At 58.3% G+C, this 19,271-nt stretch carries 17 protein-coding genes; 9 read left to right on the top strand and 8 right to left on the bottom strand.

The features are described 5' to 3' along the window. Positions 1 to 7: 7 nt before the first annotated feature. The 4 genes from B5D61_RS18090 to B5D61_RS18105 are packed head-to-tail and all read right to left on the bottom strand — an operon-like array spanning position 8 to position 2,330. Positions 8 to 982: a uracil-DNA glycosylase gene (locus tag B5D61_RS18090; protein WP_139373348.1), complete on the bottom strand. Its 975-nt coding sequence runs from the start codon at positions 980 to 982 to the stop codon at positions 8 to 10. Positions 983 to 1,023: 41 nt separating this feature from the next. Then, complete coding sequence (plsY, locus tag B5D61_RS18095; protein WP_078814841.1) at positions 1,024 to 1,665, bottom strand: glycerol-3-phosphate 1-O-acyltransferase PlsY; 642 nt, start codon at positions 1,663 to 1,665, stop codon at positions 1,024 to 1,026. Between the two features lie 46 nt (positions 1,666 to 1,711). Then, positions 1,712 to 2,080, bottom strand: coding sequence for a type II toxin-antitoxin system VapC family toxin (locus tag B5D61_RS18100; protein ID WP_078814842.1), 369 nt, complete (start codon positions 2,078 to 2,080; stop codon positions 1,712 to 1,714). Further along, a complete protein-coding gene (locus tag B5D61_RS18105; RefSeq protein ID WP_078814843.1) occupies positions 2,067 to 2,330 on the bottom strand; it encodes a type II toxin-antitoxin system VapB family antitoxin in 264 nt (87 codons plus the stop codon). Before B5D61_RS18105 ends, B5D61_RS18100 begins: the two co-directional genes overlap by 14 nt. A 113-nt stretch (positions 2,331 to 2,443) precedes the next feature. On the opposite strand from B5D61_RS18105, the gene B5D61_RS26835 reads away from it, so the two are divergent. The 6 genes from B5D61_RS26835 (at position 2,444) to acpS (ending at position 12,494) form a co-directional block, all read left to right on the top strand. Further along, on the top strand, positions 2,444 to 6,736 hold the full coding sequence (locus B5D61_RS26835) for a DUF7133 domain-containing protein (protein ID WP_245846561.1): 4,293 nt from the start codon (positions 2,444 to 2,446) through the stop codon (positions 6,734 to 6,736). A gap of 76 nt (positions 6,737 to 6,812) precedes the next feature. Further along, positions 6,813 to 8,942, top strand: a complete 2,130-nt coding sequence (locus B5D61_RS18115) for an SGNH/GDSL hydrolase family protein (RefSeq protein ID WP_078814844.1) — start codon at positions 6,813 to 6,815, stop codon at positions 8,940 to 8,942. 210 nt (positions 8,943 to 9,152) lie between these two features. Next, positions 9,153 to 10,691: a bifunctional phosphoribosylaminoimidazolecarboxamide formyltransferase/IMP cyclohydrolase gene (purH, locus tag B5D61_RS18120; RefSeq protein WP_078814845.1), complete on the top strand. Its 1,539-nt coding sequence runs from the start codon at positions 9,153 to 9,155 to the stop codon at positions 10,689 to 10,691. A gap of 47 nt (positions 10,692 to 10,738) precedes the next feature. After that, a complete protein-coding gene (locus tag B5D61_RS18125) occupies positions 10,739 to 11,215 on the top strand; it encodes a Uma2 family endonuclease (RefSeq protein ID WP_078814846.1) in 477 nt (158 codons plus the stop codon). 146 nt (positions 11,216 to 11,361) lie between these two features. After that, on the top strand, positions 11,362 to 12,117 hold the full coding sequence (locus B5D61_RS18130; protein WP_078814847.1) for a pyridoxine 5'-phosphate synthase: 756 nt from the start codon (positions 11,362 to 11,364) through the stop codon (positions 12,115 to 12,117). Further along, the gene (gene acpS, locus B5D61_RS18135; protein WP_078814848.1) at positions 12,114 to 12,494 is read left to right on the top strand and encodes a holo-ACP synthase; all 381 of its coding nucleotides are present in this window, start codon (positions 12,114 to 12,116) and stop codon (positions 12,492 to 12,494) included. The genes B5D61_RS18130 and acpS overlap by 4 nt, the downstream gene beginning before the upstream one ends. A gap of 8 nt (positions 12,495 to 12,502) precedes the next feature. Here the strand turns inward: acpS and B5D61_RS18140 are convergent, their stop codons facing one another. Further along, positions 12,503 to 12,712, bottom strand: a complete 210-nt coding sequence (locus B5D61_RS18140; protein WP_078814849.1) for a hypothetical protein — start codon at positions 12,710 to 12,712, stop codon at positions 12,503 to 12,505. Between the two features lie 154 nt (positions 12,713 to 12,866). Here B5D61_RS18140 and thrH point away from each other — a divergent pair, with 154 nt between their 5' ends. The 3 genes from thrH (at position 12,867) to B5D61_RS18155 (ending at position 15,787) form a co-directional block, all read left to right on the top strand. Beyond that, entirely contained in the window at positions 12,867 to 13,475 is a 609-nt protein-coding gene (gene thrH, locus B5D61_RS18145) for a bifunctional phosphoserine phosphatase/homoserine phosphotransferase ThrH (protein ID WP_078814850.1), read from the top strand. 410 nt (positions 13,476 to 13,885) lie between these two features. Next, positions 13,886 to 15,196 (top strand): xylose isomerase, encoded by a 1,311-nt coding sequence (gene xylA, locus B5D61_RS18150; protein WP_078814851.1) that lies wholly within the window; start codon positions 13,886 to 13,888, stop codon positions 15,194 to 15,196. Positions 15,197 to 15,523: 327 nt separating this feature from the next. Beyond that, the gene (locus B5D61_RS18155; protein ID WP_139373349.1) at positions 15,524 to 15,787 is read left to right on the top strand and encodes a hypothetical protein; all 264 of its coding nucleotides are present in this window, start codon (positions 15,524 to 15,526) and stop codon (positions 15,785 to 15,787) included. A gap of 100 nt (positions 15,788 to 15,887) precedes the next feature. Here B5D61_RS18155 and aroE read toward each other — a convergent pair whose 3' ends face one another. The 3 genes from aroE to B5D61_RS18170 form a co-directional block, all read right to left on the bottom strand. Beyond that, the gene (aroE, locus tag B5D61_RS18160) at positions 15,888 to 16,802 is read right to left on the bottom strand and encodes a shikimate dehydrogenase (RefSeq protein ID WP_139373350.1); all 915 of its coding nucleotides are present in this window, start codon (positions 16,800 to 16,802) and stop codon (positions 15,888 to 15,890) included. Between the two features lie 58 nt (positions 16,803 to 16,860). Next, a complete protein-coding gene (locus B5D61_RS18165; protein WP_245846562.1) occupies positions 16,861 to 18,390 on the bottom strand; it encodes an MFS transporter in 1,530 nt (509 codons plus the stop codon). A gap of 161 nt (positions 18,391 to 18,551) precedes the next feature. Next, a complete protein-coding gene (locus B5D61_RS18170; protein WP_176159516.1) occupies positions 18,552 to 19,262 on the bottom strand; it encodes a DUF6891 domain-containing protein in 711 nt (236 codons plus the stop codon). Positions 19,263 to 19,271: the final 9 nt, after the last annotated feature.

The raw sequence follows: 19,271 nt of genomic DNA on the forward strand, positions 1-19,271 counted from the left end.
AGGTTTCCTAGCGTTTGAAATAACTACGCTGCTTCTCACTGATCGGCAGGCCCACTTTTTCCATGACCTGGAGCATATCCTCCCAGACCTGACGCTTGGCCACCACTCCACCATCCGCCATTTTTTCCTCACGCAGAATGTAGCTGGGGTGGAAGGTCACCATCGTCGGCAGATCCTGAACGGTGTAAAACTTGCCACGTAACCGAGTCACCGGACCACTGATGCCCAGGCCCTCAGCGGCGGTTTTTCCGAGCGCCACCAGCACCTTGGGCTGAATGATGGCGATCTCGGTGTAAATGTAGGGCAGACAGGCGCGCATCTCCGCCACCGTCGGTGGACGATTCGAGTTGCCCTGGTTTTCCATGGCGGGGCGGAATTTGCAGATGTTGCTGATGTAAACGCCACTGCGATCCAATCCCATCGCCTTGATGATGCCCGTGAGCTTTTGCCCGGCGGGCCCCACAAAGGGCTCCCGCTGACGCTCCTCCTCCACGCCCGGAGCTTCACCAATGAACATGATTTCAGCATCCGGACTGCCGACGGCAAAGACCATCGTCTGACGCAGGGTGCCTAGAGCACGCGCTTCAGGGGATTGTTCGGCCAGAGCAGCGAGAGCAGCCAGTTTTTCCGCCTTCGTGCTGCCGGTCACTTCGATCAATGATGCACTGGCATCGGATGAAGCTGCGGCCATTCGGGTCACAGGAGCAGTCTCACGCGCGGGCATGCGGCTCTGTGGGGCGGGCTCCATCGCCTGCGCCTTCAGAGCTGAAAAAGAGGCGGACGTTTCCGAAGTCGATGGTGAAAACCCCGTCTCTGCGGAACGGCGCAGAGGCTCAGGTCGAGCCAGGCGAGCGGGTGCAGCAGCCTTCGCTGGCAGCAATATGTCCAGAGCTCCAGGGCGCAGGCCCACATGCGTCTGCCCCGCTGTCAGGCGCTGTTGCAGATAGCTTTTCAGGAGCCCGGTAGCGAGTTCTTTGGACATGCGAAGAGAGGTAAAACGAGACGCCGAAAAAGATAGTTCAATCAGGCCTTTTTGCGACCCGCCTTGGACTCTGTCCCTGCCAGCAAGCGGCTGATGTTTGAGCGATGGCGAACGATCACGAGCCCCATGATGAGGATACCAAAGCCCAGCATGACCAGATCCCACTGACCATTGCGCCCCATCACCGTGGCCATGGTCGCCACCACTCCCACACCCGCCATCATGGAGGCCAGGGAGACATAGCGTGTGGTGAAGAAAAACAGCAACCACACGATCAACCCACCCAGCATGGCCAGGGGGGCGATACCGAGCAAGACACCCGCCGTCGTCGCCACGCCTTTCCCACCTTTAAAGCTGAGCCAGAACGTGAACATGTGCCCCAGCACAGCCGCTAACCCGGCGACCACGGCGGCCGCAGAGATGATTTCTTGCGCTGCGCCCTGCTGAGCCACCCACACGCCCGCCAGCCAGGCCGGAAGCCAACCCTTCAAAGCATCCAGAATGAAAACCGGAATGCCGATCCCCTTCCCCAGGACACGGATCACATTCGTGGCGCCGATGTTACCACTGCCATGCTGGCGAATATCAATGCCCTTGAGCTTACCTGCCCAATAACCAAAAGGCAGCGAACCGCTCAGGTAGCCGCCGAGTGCTGAAACTAAAATTGCCGCCGTGGGAGTCATTCGTCTCTATGTATCCCGAGACTCTTCCCATCCGCCAAGGAAAAAGTCAGCCTTGCCACGCACAACCGAGTTCCATCGCCGCATCGTGCAAACGCCTGTCATGCGTCCACAGCGGCACGTGGTGGATCAGACAACTGGCCAAAAGCTGAACATCATTCCAGCGAATCCCGCGACCGTAGAGCTTGCGGTTTTCGATCAAAACCAGCGATTCCCGTTCCGTCGCAGCCTCCACTCGCTCCAATTCACGCAGATCGCTGAGGAACTGGCCGCGGTTCGCGAGACCACCGACAGCCAACTCCCCAATGACGATCCAATGGGTCACGATTTCCCCTGCCCAGAGCATCTGTCCCAGGCGCTGGTCGCTGTTTTTCCCCTTCAGGAAATCCACCCACACATTGGTATCAGCGAGCACCATAAGGCTTGGGGTCTTCAGCGACTTTTTTGAACGGCACCCGAGAGGTGTTCAAGGGCTCCTCAATGGGGCGAGCCCGGTCAGGAACACTCAAGTCTGGCATGCTGCCTCCCAAGGCCGCCAGACGACGGGAGGCTTCACGTGCGATCAATGCTTCGAGTCCCATATGCACAAGTTTGGTTTTTTCAGTGATGCCGGTCAGCCTTGCGGCTTTGGCGATGAGGTCTTCATCCAGGAGTAATGTTGTTCTCATGCACGCTTTTATACTCATTGATATGCATATTAAAGTGCATTTTCCCTCATGTGCACTTTTCTGCTCGAAAAGAGTATTTTCGCACGATTCTCTGGGCCGCGTTTATTCCACCCATGGTCCGTTTTGCCCTTCTCACCGCGTTTTTCCTCTCAGCCGCTTTGGCTCATGCTGAGATCAAACCCCTGAAAGCCCTCCTCGTCGCTGGAGGTTGCTGTCACGACTACGCCAAGCAGCACGAGATTCTCAGCCAGGGCATCCAATCCCGCGCCAATGTGCAGGTGGATGTGGTGTGGACCGATGATAAATCCACGAATCCACCTCTACCGCTGTATGACAATCCCGATTGGGCCAAGGGCTACGACATCATCATCCACGATGAATGTGCCGCCGGCATGAAGGACCTGGGGGCCATCAAACGCCTCCTGGATGTCCATAAGACCGTCCCCGCCGTGCATCTGCACTGCGCCATGCACAGCTTCCGCCCCGGCAATGACTCCTGGTTCAAGCACCTGGGCCTGCAATCCAACTCCCACGGACCGCAGGAGCCCATTGCCATCACCTATGTCGATAAAGAGCATCCCATCACTCAACCACTGGCGGACTGGACCACGATCAAGGAGGAGCTGTATAACAACGTCAATCTCTTCGATGCCCACCCTCTGGCCATGGGCAAGCAGGTGGTGAAACAGAAGGACGGCACCACCAAGGAAGTGGAATACATCGTCGCCTGGACCAATGAAAAACAAGGCGCTCGCAGCTTTAGCACCACCATCGGCCATAACAACGACACCGTCGCCGATGCCCGTTACCTGGATCTGCTCACACGCGGCGTGCTCTGGGCCTGCGGCAAACTCAGCCCCGATTACCTCACGGCGTTCCAGGGCCAAAACAAGGTCACCTTTGTCAAAGGCAATCCCGAGCCGCCCAAACCTCAACCCAAGCCAGCAGCAGCGACTCCCCCACCGGCTCCGAAGGACGCCACGTTGGTGACGATGACCGCCAGCACGGAAGAGTCGAACAAAAACAACTTCGCCTGGCGTGCAGTGGATGGTGATGAAAATACCCGCTGGTGCGCCAGCAATGCCGACTATCCCCAGTGGCTGCAATTGGAACTGGAAAAGCCACACTCACTGACCGGCATCAGCACCACCTGGGAAAACAATGGTGTGTATCGTTATAAGATCACAGGCTCTGCCGATGGCAAAACCTGGACTGTGCTGGTGGATGCCTCCAGCAACACCAAGGGTGCCCCTTACACCAACGACTTCGCCAAAGCGGATAACATCAAGTTCATCAAGATCGATATCCTCAGCAAAAACAGCGGTGGCTGGGCCAGCATCCGCGAGGTGAAGCTGAAGGGTGACGGCATCAAGGTACTGGCACCCAAGATGAGCGCCGAGCAAAAAGCCACCGCCGATAAAGTGGTCAAAGCCGAGTCCGATCCCTACAAAAACGAAGGCAATGTGCCCCCCAAGATCGTCAAACTCAGTCCCGAAGAAGAAGCGGCGATCCTGAAAGATGTGAAGGTGGCTGAAGGCTTTGAGGTCAGCCTCTTTGCCAACAGCGCCGCAGCCAACTACCCCGTCTATGTCGCTGCCGCTCCTGATGGCACCCTGTATGTCAGCAGCGATGGCAACGGTTCCCTGGGACGCAATCCCAAGCGGGGGCGCGTGATCCGCATGCGTGATCTGGATGGCGATGGCCGGGCCGATGAAACCAAGGTCTTCTGCGAAGTGGATGCTCCACGCGGTCTCGTGTGGGATCATGATCGCCTCTACCTCGTGCACCCTCCTCATCTGAGTGAGTTCATTGATGCGGATGGCGATGGCGTGGCTGAAAAGGAAAACATTCTGGTCAAAAACATCGCGTTCAGCTATGCAGATCGCCCAGCCGACCACACCACCAATGGTCTCAGCCTCGGCATGGATGGCTGGCTCTACATCGCCGGTGGTGACTTCGGTTTCATGAAAGCCGAAGGCACGGATGGAAGGACGCTCCAGCATCGTGGCGGCGGCGTCATTCGTGTGCGGCCTGATGGCACCGGTTTGGAAATCTACTCCACCGGCACCCGCAACATCCTGGAGGTGGCCATCAGCCCGCTCATGGACATCTTTGCCCGAGACAATACCAATGACGGCGGCGGCTGGAACGTGCGTTTTCACCACTTCACCGGCCTCGATGACCACGGTTATCCACGCCTTTACAAGAACTTCAACGACGAGTGCATCCAGCCTCTAGCGGACTACGGCGGCGGTTCCGGTTGCGGTGCCGTTTACATCGATGAACCCGGTTTCGGCGAAGCCTGGAACAACGCCCCCTTCACCGCTGACTGGGGCACCGGCGCCATTTACAAACATTCGGTTAAACCGAAGGGAGCCACTTTTGAAGAGGTCAAAGCCCCGGAAGCTTTCATCAAAATGACCCGCCCCACCGATGCGGATGTAGACGGCATGAGCCGCGTCTATGCCTCCAGTTGGAAAGGCGCCACCTTCAATTGGGAAGGGCCCGATGTCGGTTACATCGTGCAGGTGAGACCGAAGGGGTTTAAGCCGGAGCCGATGCCGGATTTTGCGAAGCTTAGCGAGAAGGACCTTGTGATGATGCTCGATCTCACAAAGCCTGAAAGCTATCGTCGCAGAACCGAAGCACAGCGTGAACTGCTCCGGAGAAAGAGCGAATTAACACATGTTTATGAACGGCAGTTCAAAGACTATCGAACATCTGAACGCAACGAAATTGATATCATCAAGCAATCAACGGAGGGCCGTAACACCGATTATGTATTTGAAACTCTTTGGAGCAAGGATGCCGTGGTCGCCCACACATCCATCCGAGCGCTCGCTACACATCAGCAGCCTCTTGATCTTTTGGGAGCTTTGTATAACAACACAGATTCAGGCAAGAGCAACGATACTACCATTTGGGTTCACCGCCTTCTGAAGGCTCTTGCCATGATCCACAAGCCCGAAGTCGTCACTGGCCTCATCGAGCGTCTCAACAAAGCCACCGACGCCACCCTCCGCCAAGGCATTCTCGCGGCTCTCTGTCGGCTGCATTTCACGGAAGGTGAGTGGAAAGGCGATTCCTGGGGCACACGTCCAGATACTCGCGGTCCGTATTATCAGCCTGAGCCCTGGAGTGAGACGCCACGCATTGCTGCAGCTCTGAAGGAAGCGCTTGCCAAAGCCTCCCCTGAAGAAGCGGCCTTCCTGGTGAAGGAGATGAACCGCAACCGCATTCAATCCGATGACGCCCTTCAGCGCATCCTGACCCTGGCCAAGCAAGATGCTAAGGTCATCCCCGATGCCGTGGCGCAGCTCGCCGTGGCCGAAGACGTGCCTGCGGATGCCGTGCCGTTGCTGGTGCAGGTGGTCAGTGATGCGGGCACTCCTGCCCGCAAGGATTCCGGTGAGGCCGAAGGAACAGCGGGTAAGAGTGCCCACATTACTTCCTCCGCCACTCTATCCCAGGCCATCATCGCCCTGACCAAGACCGACAGGGCTGAGGGAGTTAGAGCCACGCTCCAGGCCCTGACACCCCTGCAAAAGATGGAAGGTGCCTTCAAAGATTACGAAGCCGCCTCCACCGCCTTCTTCGCGGCTCCGAAGCTGGAAAACCACCATCAACTCGTGGAACAGATCGCCGAGAAGATGGAAGGCTCGACCTCTCGCTTTGCCGATTCCGCCCTGCTCTATTTGGCCAGCCGCACCACGGGCAGCCCTGAAAGCCGTGAGCTTTCCCAAAAGGCGCTGGATCACGGCTGGCAGGATGCCAAGCGCCGCATTCAGATCCTCGAAGCCATTGCCGCAGTCAAACACACGACCTCAGCTCCGCGGGTTCTCTTGGCCCTGGATGATCCCGATCCGAAGGTGAAAGCCACCGCCGAACGCGCGGCCAAGACCATGAAGCTGACCAAGGTGGAGGACAAGACCCCGAAGATCGCCACGCTGAAACCCGAAGAAGCCATCGCGGCAGTCATGACAACCAAGGGCGACGTCGTCCTGGGCGAGCAAATCTTCACCCGCGCCACATGTGTGGCCTGCCACACCACCAAGGAGAGCGAAGCCCAGAAAGGTCCTTACCTGGGTAACATTGCCCAGACCTACAAGCGTGCTGAGTTGGCCCAAAACATCCTCGACCCGAACAAGACCATCGCCCAGGGCTTTGCCAGTGAGATGATCACGCTCAAAGATGGCACCCAGCAGATGGGGTTCATTACGCTGGAAGGCGCCACGGAGGTGAAGCTGCGCAACATCGCCTCCCAGGAGTTCACCTTTAAGACCAGCGACATCAAGGAACGCCAGAAGCTGCCCATGTCCATGATGCCTCCCGGCCTGATGATGACCTTCAGCGTGCGGGAGTTTGCCAGCTTGCTGGATTACCTGGAAGCCCTGGCGAAAAAGTAAGGCGACGCAAAAAGTCGCTCATTGTGAATATCTTCGCACTGGAAAAGGCCGCTCAATGGGGTGAATTGAGCGGTCTATGATCGCAGGCAACCGAACCATCAGCAGCGCCCTGGGAACCGTGGGGTGGCTCGCCCTGACATGCAGCTTGGTCCAGGCCCAGGCCGCCCCTGATCTCTCGGAGAAAAAAGCCCAGGCGGACGCCCTGGAAAAACGGCTTCCCCTCCCCACCCTCGAGCCCCGCACCCATTTCGATCTCAGTCCACCCCGGCAGGAGCGTTTTCAGAAATACCTCCCGAAAGCTTACCGGAAGCTCTCACAGCGCGAGCCCTTCCATCTCCTGGTGCTGGGAGACGCCAGTGTCCTCGACATCCACGAGGGACAGCCGACGGAGACCTTTCCCGGCATGTTTGCGGCCCAACTCGCCAAGCAGTTTTTCTACACCGGCGGGGTGAAGGTGAATCCAGGTGCCTTGGCCAAAGAAATGCCCACGCTGGCCATGCGCATTTTGACCCGCATGGACGGCAGTGTCCTCGATGCAGCGGCGATACTGGAATCCTCCGCCCGGCAAGCCCCCGTGGATGTGGTGCTGCTCTGCTACGGTCAAAATGACACCGACATGTCCCCCGTTAGCTTTTCACGGGCACTGACAGCCGCCATAGCAGGAGCCCGCGAGATGGGGGCCGAAGTCATCGTCTGCAGTCCCTGGCTACCCGTCTCGGATCAATCTGAAAGCATCCTCGGGCAAAACCGCCCGCTGGCCGATATCCAGGCGGAAACCGCCAGCGAACTCGGCGTGGTGCATGCCGATCTGGGCGACCTCTCCCGCCTCGTCTCCATGCCGGAACCCGAAAACCTGAATGAAGGTCAGGTCTTTGAACACGTCGAGAGCACTTACCGGGAATACTTTTATCAAGACGCCATCGGCACCTACACCCCACGCCCCACCCTCCACCGCCAGCTCGGTGCCCTGCTTTATCAGGACCTTCTGGATGGCTCCACTGCGGCCCCGTGGTCACTGTCTGGTGCCCGGGTCAAACAGCAACCGGATGGCCAATTAACGCTGCTCTACCAGATCAAAAACAAAGGCTCCAGCACCTTGGACCTCACGCTGCTGCCTCTGATTGCAGGCGGCTGGAATCCCATCGCCGCACGCTCCAGCCTGGCTCTGGAAGCCGGGACTACCCAGACGGTCACGGTCACCTACTCCCCTCGCTCACGCCAGGCCTCTGCCCTCCAAGAAGCTCTGCTGCGCCTGCCCGTGCTGATTTGCAGCGGCTCCACGGCCCGAGTCGAAACCGTGCGCGCCCGGCCAGAACCCGTCGCTGTGGTCTGGGGGATGGAGACACTCTTCAATCAGGAAGGCAGCTTCCTGGTCGGCTGTCAGGTCGTCAATCCCGGCACGGATGCGGTCAATGGCACCTGGGTGGCCGAGTTTGAAGGCCAAAAGCTCGAAGGTAACTTTGAGCTCAAGCGGGACGCCGTCACCCCACTCAATCTCCAATTTCGCCTGCCCTCAGCCCAGCAAGCCTCCGCCGAAAGTCCTCTCAAGCTCACCCTCCAGATCGGCAGCGAAACGCTGGTCTTCACCCGCAGCATCGTCATCACCCGAAACCTGGGGCTCAGTCAGGAAAGACCCCTGCTGCTCGACGGGCCGACCAGCCGTGAATCCGGCGTCCTCCTGAAAGCCAGCGCCGGAGTCAACCACCTCGTGCTCACCTTCGACATCCCCGCCGACCTTCTCCAGGACAGCCCCGATGGCACCAGCCCGGCTTGGCAGTTGGGCCTCAATCTCGATGCTCGTAGCTATGGCAAGCGCCTCGAACAAGGCAGCACCGCCACCGTGCTCGTCACCGGCAAATCCGCCGACGGAGAAGGCAAGATCCACTCCATCTCCCCCTGGGCCTTTGGCAATGGCTACGCCGCCAACTTCGATCCCAAAGAGTTCAAAGCCACCCTCACCACCACCGGGGAGAAACGCCGCCTGACCTTTACCCTGCCACGCACCTACCTCTACCTGCACGAGTGGGCGCTCGACAATGGCAACAGCCAACTCGGCCTGGACGTCCGCCTCACCCTGAACGGCCCGGAAGGCTACCGCAGCTATGGACTCAACCCGAGCCACAAGCCCACCGACGATGTGGACTCCCTCTCCGTCCTCGAGCTGACCGCTCAACCAACCCAGCGGGTGACGGTGAGTGTGGAATAGAGTAAGCCGATCCACGGTCCAATGCGCTAGCGTGGCTCTCATTCTAAAAACCAGCCTCAAGGTCGAGCGGTGGGTCAAACGTCCTACACGGTCCCCCATCTAGGCCAGAACCCGTTTCCGGCTGCCAGAAAGTGGGTCAATATTCGTCATTGCCCCCGCCCGCTTTCCCCGTTTACTGCGCTGCCTACAACCATCCCCTCTCTCGCCCACATGCCTATCGCTCGCGCCCTGCTCTCCGTCTCCGACAAAACCGGCCTGCTCGACTTTGCCAAAGGCCTGGCTGAACTCGGCGTCGAACTCCTTTCCACAGGTGGCACGGCGAAGCATCTGAAAGAAGCCGGTCTGAAGGTAATCGATGTCTCTGAGCACACCGGTTTTCCCGAAATGTTTGACGGTCGTGTGAAGACCCTGCACCCGAAAGTGCACGGCGGCCTCCTGCAACGCCGGGACAATGACGAAGACAAAAAGAATGCCCAGAAGCATGACATTCCCGTCATCGATCTGGTGGCGATCAATCTTTACCCCTTCGAACAGACCGTGGCGAAAAAGGACGTCACCCTGGAAGAAGCCATCGAAAACATTGATATCGGCGGCCCTTCCATGCTGCGTAGCGCGGCAAAGAACCATCGTTGGGTCACCGTGATCTCTGACCCGGCCGACTACACCGTCGTTCTGGAAGAGCTGAAAGAAAACAAGGGCGATACCACCCTGGCGACCCGCGAGCGTCTGGCCTGCAAGGTTTTCCAGCGCACCTCCAGCTACGATGCCGCCATCGCCAGCTTCCTGAACAAAGAGGCCGTCACGCAGAAGACCTTCTCTCTCAGCCTGCCTCTGCACAGCGAGCTGCGCTACGGGGATAACCCGCACCAGAAGTCCGCTCTGTATGGGAACTTCAGCGACTACTTCGTCAAGCTGCACGGCAAGGACCTAAGCTACACGAACATCCTCGACGTCCACTCCGCAGCCGCACTCATCCATGAGTTCCGCCGCCCCACCGTGGCCATCCTGAAGCACACCAACCCCTGTGGCGTGGGCTGTGCCGATGAGGATCTGCGCGAAGCCTGGTCCAAGGCTTTCGAAACCGATAAGCAGGCTCCCTTCGGCGGCGTCATCGTGATCAACCGCAGCATGACCGTCGGCCTCGCCCGCATCATCTCCGAGATCTTCACGGACATCATCATCGCGCCTGACTTCGACGCCGATGCCCGCGCTCTGTTGCAGAAGAAGAAAAACCTGCGCCTCATCCAGATGCTGCCTGAGGTGACCAAGACCTTCAGCGACCCGATCATCCGCAGCGCCCCCGGCGGTGTCCTCGTGATGGATAGCGATCCCCGCGCCCTCGGTCTCGAAGACCTGGAAAACAAAGTCAAGACGCAGCGCCCACCGACCCGTGACGAGCTGGAAGCCATGCGCTTCGCTTGGCGTGTGGTGAAGCATGTGAAGTCGAACGCCATCGTCTTCGCCAGCCACGACCGCACCCTCGGCATCGGTGCCGGCCAGATGAGCCGTGTGGATTCCTGCCGCATCGCCGTCTGGAAGGCCAAAGAAGCCGGCCTGTCTCTGGAAGGCAGCGTCGTCGCCAGTGACGCCATGTTCCCCTTTGCCGACGGCCTCATCGCCTGCGCCGAAGCTGGAGCCACAGCCGCCATTCAACCCGGCGGCAGCGTCCGCGATGAAGAAGTCATCGCCGCCGCGGATGAGCGTAAGATGGCCATGGTCTTCACCGGCTATCGTCACTTCCTGCATTGATATTCGCGTTTGGCGACGTGGTATAACTCGGTTATACTCTCCCCATCATGAGCACCGCCATTCTCGAAGACCCAGCTCCGCTGAGCTACGAAGAAGAGAGGGGAAAACCCATGCCGAGCTTTCACCACGGAATTGTCCAAGCCAATCTAATCGTTGAGTTTGCCAAGCGGTCAGACTACCGCTGCGTGAGCGAAGTCGCAGTTATCGTCGAGAGTGTCTCCTACACGCCCGACATCTGCCTCTACCCACGAAAGCAGGTGGACTTCCGCCACGACACCGTGCGGATGAAAGAGCCGCCGGTGGTTGCGGTGGAGATTTTTTCTCCATCGCAGGGCTCCTTGGAGATCATGGAAAAGGTGGATACCTACCTGCAAGCCGGAGTCAAAAGCGTCTGGGTTGTCGCTCCACCGCTGACCTCCATCACGATCTACACGGCGGATGGGAAGCAAAAAGGTTTCCTCGAAGGCACCGTGACCGATCCCGCAACGGGTATCCAGGTGGAGATGGATCAGGTGTTCCGTTGAGCTTGATGCCCTGCGATTCGTTGAGATCGTCTGTTTTCATCGCTTGCCTGATCCCCCCCACCCCGAGTTCTCCGCATCATCGCATCAGTTGCAAACCCGCCTCCTGATGCCATCGGTTGAGCTAAACCAACCCCACGCTTTCCTCCATGGCCTCCCCCCTCCTTCTCGGCGTTAATATTGACCACGTCGCCACGCTTCGGCAGGCACGTTACCGCACCATGCTCGGGGCTCACAATGTGGAGCCTTCCATCCTGGAGGCCGCTCACCTGGCGGAGGATTCAGGCGCTCATTCCATCACCATTCACCTGCGTGCTGACCGCCGCCACATCGTGGATGCGGATGTCTATCTGCTGCGTGAAAAGATCCGCACCAAGCTCAATCTGGAAATGGGCAATACCCCAGAGATTCTCGGCATCGCCCTCCAGGTGAAGCCTGACTTCGTCTGCATGGTGCCGGAGAACCGCGAGGAAGTCACCACCGAGGGCGGGCTGGATGTCGTGGGCCAGAAGGAAGTGCTGCGCGCCAGTGTGCAGCAGCTCGAAGCCAATGGCACCCGCGTCAGCATGTTCATCGATCCTGACCTCGAGCAAGTGCGCGCCTCCGCAGACATCGGCGCGAGCATGATCGAGCTTCACACCGGGACCTTTGCCAACGAACAGGGTGAGAAACGAGCCCAGGAGGCGGCTCGCCTGAAAGCCGCCGCCGAGCTTGGGCACAGCCTCGGATTGCAGATCAATGCCGGGCATGGTCTCACCACCACGAACCTCCCAGATCTCTTTTGTGTCCCGCATCTGGCGGAGCTGAACATCGGCCACAGCATCGTCGCACGCTCCGTCTTTGTCGGGATGAAGCAGGCCATCACCGAGTTCCTTGCCGTCATGGCGCAGTATCCCCGCGCATGAGTCCCATCGGCCTAGGCATTGATTTGGTGGAGGTGGAGCGCATCCGCGACCTCCTCACCAAACATGGCGACCGATTTAAAAATCGCACCTTCACCCCCGGTGAGATTGCCTACTGCGATGCCTGCGCAGACCCAGCCATGCACTACGCAGCCCGCTTTGCTGCCAAAGAAGCGGCCGCCAAGGCACTGGGCACCGGCCTGTGGGCCGAGGGGGTGGATTGGAAGGACATCGAAGTGATTCGCGAGGCTTCAGGCAAACCCACCCTGCACCTCCATGGAGGTGCCGGGCTTCACGCACAGAACCAGGGTGCCACGCGCCTGCTCATCTCGCTCACTCACACCAAGGAACTGGCCCAGGCGCAGGTCATTTTAGCGTGATGGATGGCTTAGAAGTCCAATCCCCATTGCATAGGCGTCGGAGTCACATCCTGAACACGAGGTGCGATGTGCCGGTAATCGGTCGGTGTCGGACGCAATTGCGTGTCTCCGTTGATTAAATAGCCAAGCGAACCAGCGGTGTGAATCTGACTGCAACTGATGCCAGCCAAGCAGAACCCGATCAAAGCGACTAAAAAGCCGCGAGAAATAAACGTCATTTAGGAATGGAGGGGGATACAGCCGACCTTATGAAGAAGGCCAGCCAAGACTGCCATCGGGAAGCGGTCCGTGAACCAAGGTTTACGAAACCCGAGATCAAATGGACGCTCAAACTGGACAGCCGCCTGTTCCCATGACACAGAAGCGCCGCCCATGAAAAAACAGACCATCGTCACCCTGGACCTCGAAGGCGTTCTCGTGCCGGAGATTTGGATCGCCTTCGCTGAGAAGACCGGCATTGCCGAACTGCGCCGCACCACTCGGGATGAACCGGACTACGATGTCCTCATGAAAGGTCGCCTCGCCATTCTGGATCAGCATGGGCTGAAGCTCAGTGATATTCAGGAAGTCATTGGGACACTCACCCCGCTGGAGGGCGCCAAAGCATTCCTCGACGAGCTGCGTTCCCTGACTCAGGTCATCATTCTCAGCGATACCTTCGAGGAATTTGCCCAGCCCCTGATGCGCCAGCTCGGCTGGCCCACCATCTTCTGCCACTATTTGGAAACCGACAGCTCAGGCCGCATCACGGACTACAAGCTGCGCCAGCCTAACCAAAAACAAAAGGCCGTCGCCGCCTTCAAAAGCCTGAACTACCACATCATCGCGGCAGGCGACTCCTTCAATGACACCACCATGCTGGGAGAGGCTCACAAAGGGTTCTTCTTCCACAGCCCGGAGAGCATCCAGGCTCAATTCCCCCAGTTCAAACCCTTTGATCGTTACGAGGATCTGCTCGCAGCGATCAAGGCGGAACTGTAAAATCGCCGTCCCCTTCTCTTCCCCTCGAAGCCGCTCTAGGGTGCTGGACAAATTGTCCGGTCCTCGCAAAAGAGCGGCTTATTTTTGGCCAAATCTTGTGAAAATCCTTTAGCAGTTGGCCTGTTAGCTGCTGAATTCATCACCCGAAGCGAGAGCTTCACCACAACGAGCTGGACTGTCACTTCATGGTTGGGGACAGCCCGGTCAATTAAGGCCCGGAGGGATTTTGGTTGGGTCCCTCCGGGCCACTTTTTTCGAATGCAGGCAGACCTCCATGCAGGTTCCAACGTGCTCGCTTCTTGCAAATTCTGAAAATCCTGTCCTCCTGTCGAAACGACCTGCGCGATGCCACCACCCGAGGAACAGGCTTGACGCTGTCCTGGCAAAAGTATCCAATGCGCTCCCCTACCATGAGCGAAGCTTTTCCTGATATCCCCAAGATCCAATACGAGGGTCCCAAGTCCCGCAATCCCCTCTCCTTCAAACACTACAACGCGGAGGAAGTCGTCGCGGGTAAGAAGATGCGGGATCACTTCCGTTTCGGCATCGCTTACTGGCATGCCATGCGCAACAGCCTGGCCGATCCCTTTGGCACGGGCACCGCACAGCGCCCTTGGGATGACGGCAGCAACTCCATCCCCAACGCACAACGCCGCGTCTGGGCCTGCTTTGAGTTCATGGATAAGCTGGGCGTGGACTACTACTGCTTCCATGATCGCGATGTGGCTCCGGAGGGGGAAACCCTGGCCGAGAGCAACAGCAATCTGGACGCCGTCGCCGATGAGCTGGAGAAAGCTCAAAACGCCACCGGTAAGAAGCTCCTCTGGGGCACCGCCTGCCTTTTCGCCCATCCCCGCTACAATCAAGGCGCGGCCACCAGCCCGAACGCCAATGTCTATGCCTATGCCGCGGCGCAGGTGAAAAAGGCCATCGAGGTCACGCATCGTCTCGGTGGTGAAGGTTATACCTTCTGGGGAGGTCGCGAAGGTTATGCCACCCTCTGGAATACCGACTTGAAGCGTGAGCTGGATCACCTGGCTCGTTTCCTCCACATGGCGGTGGAGTATAAGCAGAAGATCGGCTTCACCGGGCAGTTCTACATTGAACCGAAACCGCGTGAACCCTCCACGCACCAGTATGACAGCGACGCCGCCGCTTGCCTCAACTTCCTGCGTGAGCACGGCCTCATGGATCACTTCAAACTGAACCTGGAAACCAACCACGCCACCCTGGCGGGACACTCCATGTGGCATGAGATGGAAGTCGCCGTGGCCGCAGGCGCTCTCGGCTCGGTGGATGCCAATACCGGGGATGAACTCATCGGCTGGGATACGGATCAATTCCCCACCGACATCTACCTGACCACCCAGATGATGCTGGTCATGCTGAAGAACGGCGGCTTCACCACCGGTGGCCTGAACTTCGATGCCAAGGTGCGCCGTGAATCCTTTGAGCCCGTGGATCTTTTCCACGCTCACATTGGTGGCATGGATGCCTTCGCCCGCGGTCTAAAGATCGCTGCCTCCATCATTGAGGACGGTCGTCTCGATTCTTTCCGCAACGCTCGTTATTCCACCTTCGATGCCGGCATCGGCGCCAAGATCGAATCTGGCACCGCCAGCTTCGAGGAACTGGAAGCTTACACCCTTGAAAACGGTGAACCGCTCATCAGCTCAGGCCGCCAGGAAATGCTGGAGAACCTGATCAACGAATACATCTGATCCACCCGATCATTCTAACCGCGAGTCCGATCAAGGGCACTTGCCTCGGGCTCGCGGAGGTTTAGCGTGGTGAGTCGTCGATCCGCTTGTTTCCCGAGCTGATCGACCGTTTGGAAAAATTCATCCTTGTTACCGCCATGCGCATCGACCTCTCAGTGAAGCATTTTTTTCATCTCCCTCGTCATCACCGCCGTTACAGTCGGCTCGGCGGAGGCGAAGCCGCCAGTCACGCATGCGGAGATGGGTAAAACACTCAATGCCGCCAGAAAAAAGGAGAAGCTGGGCATTTATATCTTGGGGACCACGACTTGCTCACACTGTCGGTCCTTGAGAAAATACGTTGAGGAAGCGGAGGTTTCCATCACCGCTGATTCGTTTGTGATGGCCGATCTCGATAGCAATGATTCAAGCGTCGTCTCGGCATTCTTTAAGCAGTTCAATCTCGATCCAAAAGCGGAATGGAAGATACCCTATGTCGTGATCACAGACGCGTCTGGAAAAGTGCTGGTCACTTGGAACGGGGGAAAGAAAGCCCCACGCGTGGAATCGTATGTGCAAGAGGCCAAGAGCAAGGCTGGCCTCAAATCATGAACTGACTGGCAAACCAAGAGGCCTTCATCCTCCCGACTCGCGACGGACACTTGGCAAGCGTCCTCAGGTCTTTTGCTTTTCCGGCAGCCGCCGCTGGGACTCAGCCTAACAAACCTTTCCGCATCACTTCGATCGGCGCGGTTTCATTCGGAAACCAATGCTCAAAGGAGATGGCTCCCTGATGCAGGAGCAGGCACATGCCATCGGCATAGGGGGCCCCTGCCGCTGTGGCGGCTTGGATCAACTCCGTGGGACCGCTGGCGCGATAGACCATGTCGTAAACGAAGTGGCGCGCTTCCAGGCAACCCGCAGGCAATAGCGGGGCATCCTCCGCTTTCATCCCCACCGAGGTGGCATTGACGATGAGATCCACCTCGGGCAGTCGAGCCGCCAGATCCGCAGGGTCGAGGGTGCAGGTTTGCAACTGCACCGGAGCTGAAGGGTCGGTCAACCCTGAGAGCTCATTCAATAACGGAGCCAGCTTGGACTCGGTGCGATTCGCCAACAGCAGATGACGGCAGCCAGACAAAACGCTCTGCACCGCCACCGCACGCCCCGCACCACCACCAGCACCGAGGATCAGAAGACGCAGGTCTTTGACATCCGCGCCAAAGGCCTCTTTCACACTGCGCAGAAAGCCCGGACCATCCGTGTTGTAACCGAACATTTGGCCATCACGAATCGCTAACGTGTTCACCGCACCGAGACGACGCGCGAGAGGGTCCAGAACATCCACGGCTTCCAAGGCTTCAAACTTATGCGGGATGGTGATGTTCACCCCCAGGAAGCCATGCTTCACAAAGAGACCAAAGGCCTCCTTCACACTCCCCACAGGCACCTGCACCCGCACATACTGAGCGTCAATGCCACACGCCTGCAGCGCCGGATTATGCATCTGAGGCGACTTGGAATGCGCGATGGGATCGCCAATCACCGCGAGGCGCGCTGGCGGAGTCAGTGAAGACGTTGCATCAGCCCAGTGATGCAACTGGTCGTAAGTATAAAAAGAAGCCACGGAATAGAGAAGATGAAGCAGGCTCTTTAGCCTGCACAAGTCTCATTGGCCAGAGCAATCAAGCCAGTGCCTTGCCCTTCGTCTCAGGGGCAAACCACACCAAGGCCATGCCCACGAAGTAGATGGCGCAGAGGGCCGAGTAAGCGCTGGCGGAACTGCCAAAGACACCCACAAGGTTGGCGATCTGCAAACCGCCAATGGCGGCGATGATGCGGCCGACGTTGAAGCAGAAGCCTTGCCCCGTCGCCCGCACACTGGTGGGGAACAACTCCGGCAGGTAAAGCGGGAAGAAGCCGTAGAAGCTGGCGGTGAGCCCCCCCATCAGGAAGGCGCTGGTGAAGAACCAGGGGCCAATGCCGGTGTTGGTCTTGTAAAACAGCAAAGCCGAAGACACCGCCGCCACGCACATGATGAAATAAGTCAGGCGACGATTCAGGATATTGGCAATCACAGGCGCGATGAAGGCAAACACACAGGCCCCGACGGAGGTCGCGATCTGGGTGAATTGAGCCACGTTGGTGTAACCATTCGCAGCCAGTTCCGCCGAAGTGGACCACTTGGCACTCTGCTGGGCTGCGCCCCAGGTGCCCAGAAGAGCAATCCCTGCCAGGGTGGCCCCCAGGATCAGATTTCGACGCACGGCGATTCGGCTTTCCGTCGTGATGCTCCCGGCAGTCTCAGCCCGGCTCAGGTAACGACGCACAGGCAGCAGGTAACCCCACACCACCACGGCAAAGCAAACAACGGTAATCACCGCCGCCACCGTGCTCGTAATTCCCGCATCGATCCCCATCGGAGACCACGACCAGATGATGACCATCGCCGCGATTGCCCCGATCAAGACCCCGTTGAGATCCACCGTGCTCCAGTGACTGGTCTTCCCAGCCGCCTTTTCGTCCTCCCACTTGTCCGACTCCGGCACAAAGATTCGGATCAAGAAGATGATCAGTGCAGGCAATGCCCCGATGATCATGAGGAAACGCCAGGCCTGATGATCCAGCAGGTAATTGGCCAGCCATTCCGAGCCGCCCAGAGCCAGAGTCCAGCTCCGCATGGTGCCGATGAAGGTGTTCATACCGAGGCTCAAGGCTGCCACGAGAAGATAACCGATATTTGCCGCCGCACCGATGGCTCCGGCCACGAAGGCGCGATTGCCTTTCGTCCAGAGTTCATTCACCAGCGCCACACCGAGCGCCCATTCCCCGCCCATGCCCAGAGAGGCGATGAAGCGCAGGATGGCGATGTGCCAAGCCTCCGTAGCAAAACCACACAGGCCGGTGAAAATCGCATACGTGAAGATGGAAAAGGACATGGCCTTCACACGACCGATGCGGTCGCCCAACCAGCCAAAGAACACCCCACCCGTCGCCGCGCCGACCAGGAAGGTGGCGATGATCACGCTGAACCAACGGTCCAGCGTCGCCGTCATCATCTCGGGCGCAATGTGAGAAGCCAGCAGGTCCTGAAGAGCGGGTTTACCGATCAAAGGAAACAGCCCCATCTCAAAACCATCAAACAGCCAGCCAAGGAAGGCGGCCAGGAGTGCCATGTTACGACCAGTGGAAGAGGGGGTTTTGGGGGAGGACATGAGCTAAAAACGAGGCAAAGGGACGAAAACCGCAAAAACGGTCCAAGAGAACGCCAGGAAAGCGGGCATTCTTCAGGGAGATGCAGCCTTCAGGAAAGTCTAAAGTGACATTTCTTCAGCATATTGAGCCGCAATCGCCCACGATCTCGACCTAACGCCTCTCAGATATCCAGAAAGCCCAACCCAAACACCCCCGACCAACCCACGAGTTTGTGCCAAAGCCGCCCTAGGAATGAAGTCGGCTCCGGAGACACGATGGGAGCAGGTCGTGGTGGATAGTAATGGGGCAGATCCTTTTGGTAACGGCGTTGCCAGTGAAACTTCGGAATGTGGATTCGCTTATTGGACGTGCCATCCCAACTCAGCACGAAGCCGGCGCTTTCCAGCTCGTCACGGATCACCTGCGCCACCTTGATCTTCTCTGGGACATCGCCCTCCACATGATCAAAGGCCAGCATCAGACCTTCTCCACGAACCGCCCGCTCTAAGTCCTGACCATGATAGAAACAATAACCGAAATACCGACCCGACGGTTCTTTCGCCAGTTGGTCATTCGCATCTTCGTGACCATCGGACATGGTGTAGCCCGCGTTGTGAAGGCCGAGCACTCCACGCTGAGCCAAGCGCTGAAAGACAGCATCGAGTCGATCACAGTCCGTCGTCTCGGGCCATGTGCCTTCAGCTTCCGCTTTGCGGCTGAATTCAGGAGCGACGGCAGCTCTCAACCTGACCTCATCTGCGCCGTCTTCGAGCACTTCGTCAATAAGCTCCTGAACCTCAGCTTCATCGTAAAAACCTGACCACACCCTCACGCGAATGGCATCAAGGATGTCGTCATTCACATCATCTGGAAGTGAGGACGCAGAAGGCATAGCGACTTG

Source organism: Prosthecobacter debontii, from assembly GCF_900167535.1.
Classification (GTDB): Bacteria; Verrucomicrobiota; Verrucomicrobiia; order Verrucomicrobiales; family Verrucomicrobiaceae; genus Prosthecobacter; species Prosthecobacter debontii.

Coding starts and splice junctions, on each gene's coding strand:
- B5D61_RS18165 (WP_245846562.1), bottom strand. CDS start 18,390: ATGTCCTCCCCCAAAACCCCCTCTTCCACTGGTCGTAACATGGCACTC.
- B5D61_RS18140 (WP_078814849.1), bottom strand. CDS start 12,712: ATGACGTTTATTTCTCGCGGCTTTTTAGTCGCTTTGATCGGGTTCTGC.
- B5D61_RS18090 (WP_139373348.1), bottom strand. CDS start 982: ATGTCCAAAGAACTCGCTACCGGGCTCCTGAAAAGCTATCTGCAACAG.
- thrH (WP_078814850.1), top strand. CDS start 12,867: ATGAAAAAACAGACCATCGTCACCCTGGACCTCGAAGGCGTTCTCGTG.
- B5D61_RS18170 (WP_176159516.1), bottom strand. CDS start 19,262: ATGCCTTCTGCGTCCTCACTTCCAGATGATGTGAATGACGACATCCTT.
- xylA (WP_078814851.1), top strand. CDS start 13,886: ATGAGCGAAGCTTTTCCTGATATCCCCAAGATCCAATACGAGGGTCCC.
- B5D61_RS18125 (WP_078814846.1), top strand. CDS start 10,739: ATGAGCACCGCCATTCTCGAAGACCCAGCTCCGCTGAGCTACGAAGAA.
- purH (WP_078814845.1), top strand. CDS start 9,153: ATGCCTATCGCTCGCGCCCTGCTCTCCGTCTCCGACAAAACCGGCCTG.
- plsY (WP_078814841.1), bottom strand. CDS start 1,665: ATGACTCCCACGGCGGCAATTTTAGTTTCAGCACTCGGCGGCTACCTG.
- B5D61_RS26835 (WP_245846561.1), top strand. CDS start 2,444: ATGGTCCGTTTTGCCCTTCTCACCGCGTTTTTCCTCTCAGCCGCTTTG.
- B5D61_RS18115 (WP_078814844.1), top strand. CDS start 6,813: ATGATCGCAGGCAACCGAACCATCAGCAGCGCCCTGGGAACCGTGGGG.
- B5D61_RS18130 (WP_078814847.1), top strand. CDS start 11,362: ATGGCCTCCCCCCTCCTTCTCGGCGTTAATATTGACCACGTCGCCACG.
- acpS (WP_078814848.1), top strand. CDS start 12,114: ATGAGTCCCATCGGCCTAGGCATTGATTTGGTGGAGGTGGAGCGCATC.
- B5D61_RS18105 (WP_078814843.1), bottom strand. CDS start 2,330: ATGAGAACAACATTACTCCTGGATGAAGACCTCATCGCCAAAGCCGCA.
- B5D61_RS18100 (WP_078814842.1), bottom strand. CDS start 2,080: ATGGTGCTCGCTGATACCAATGTGTGGGTGGATTTCCTGAAGGGGAAA.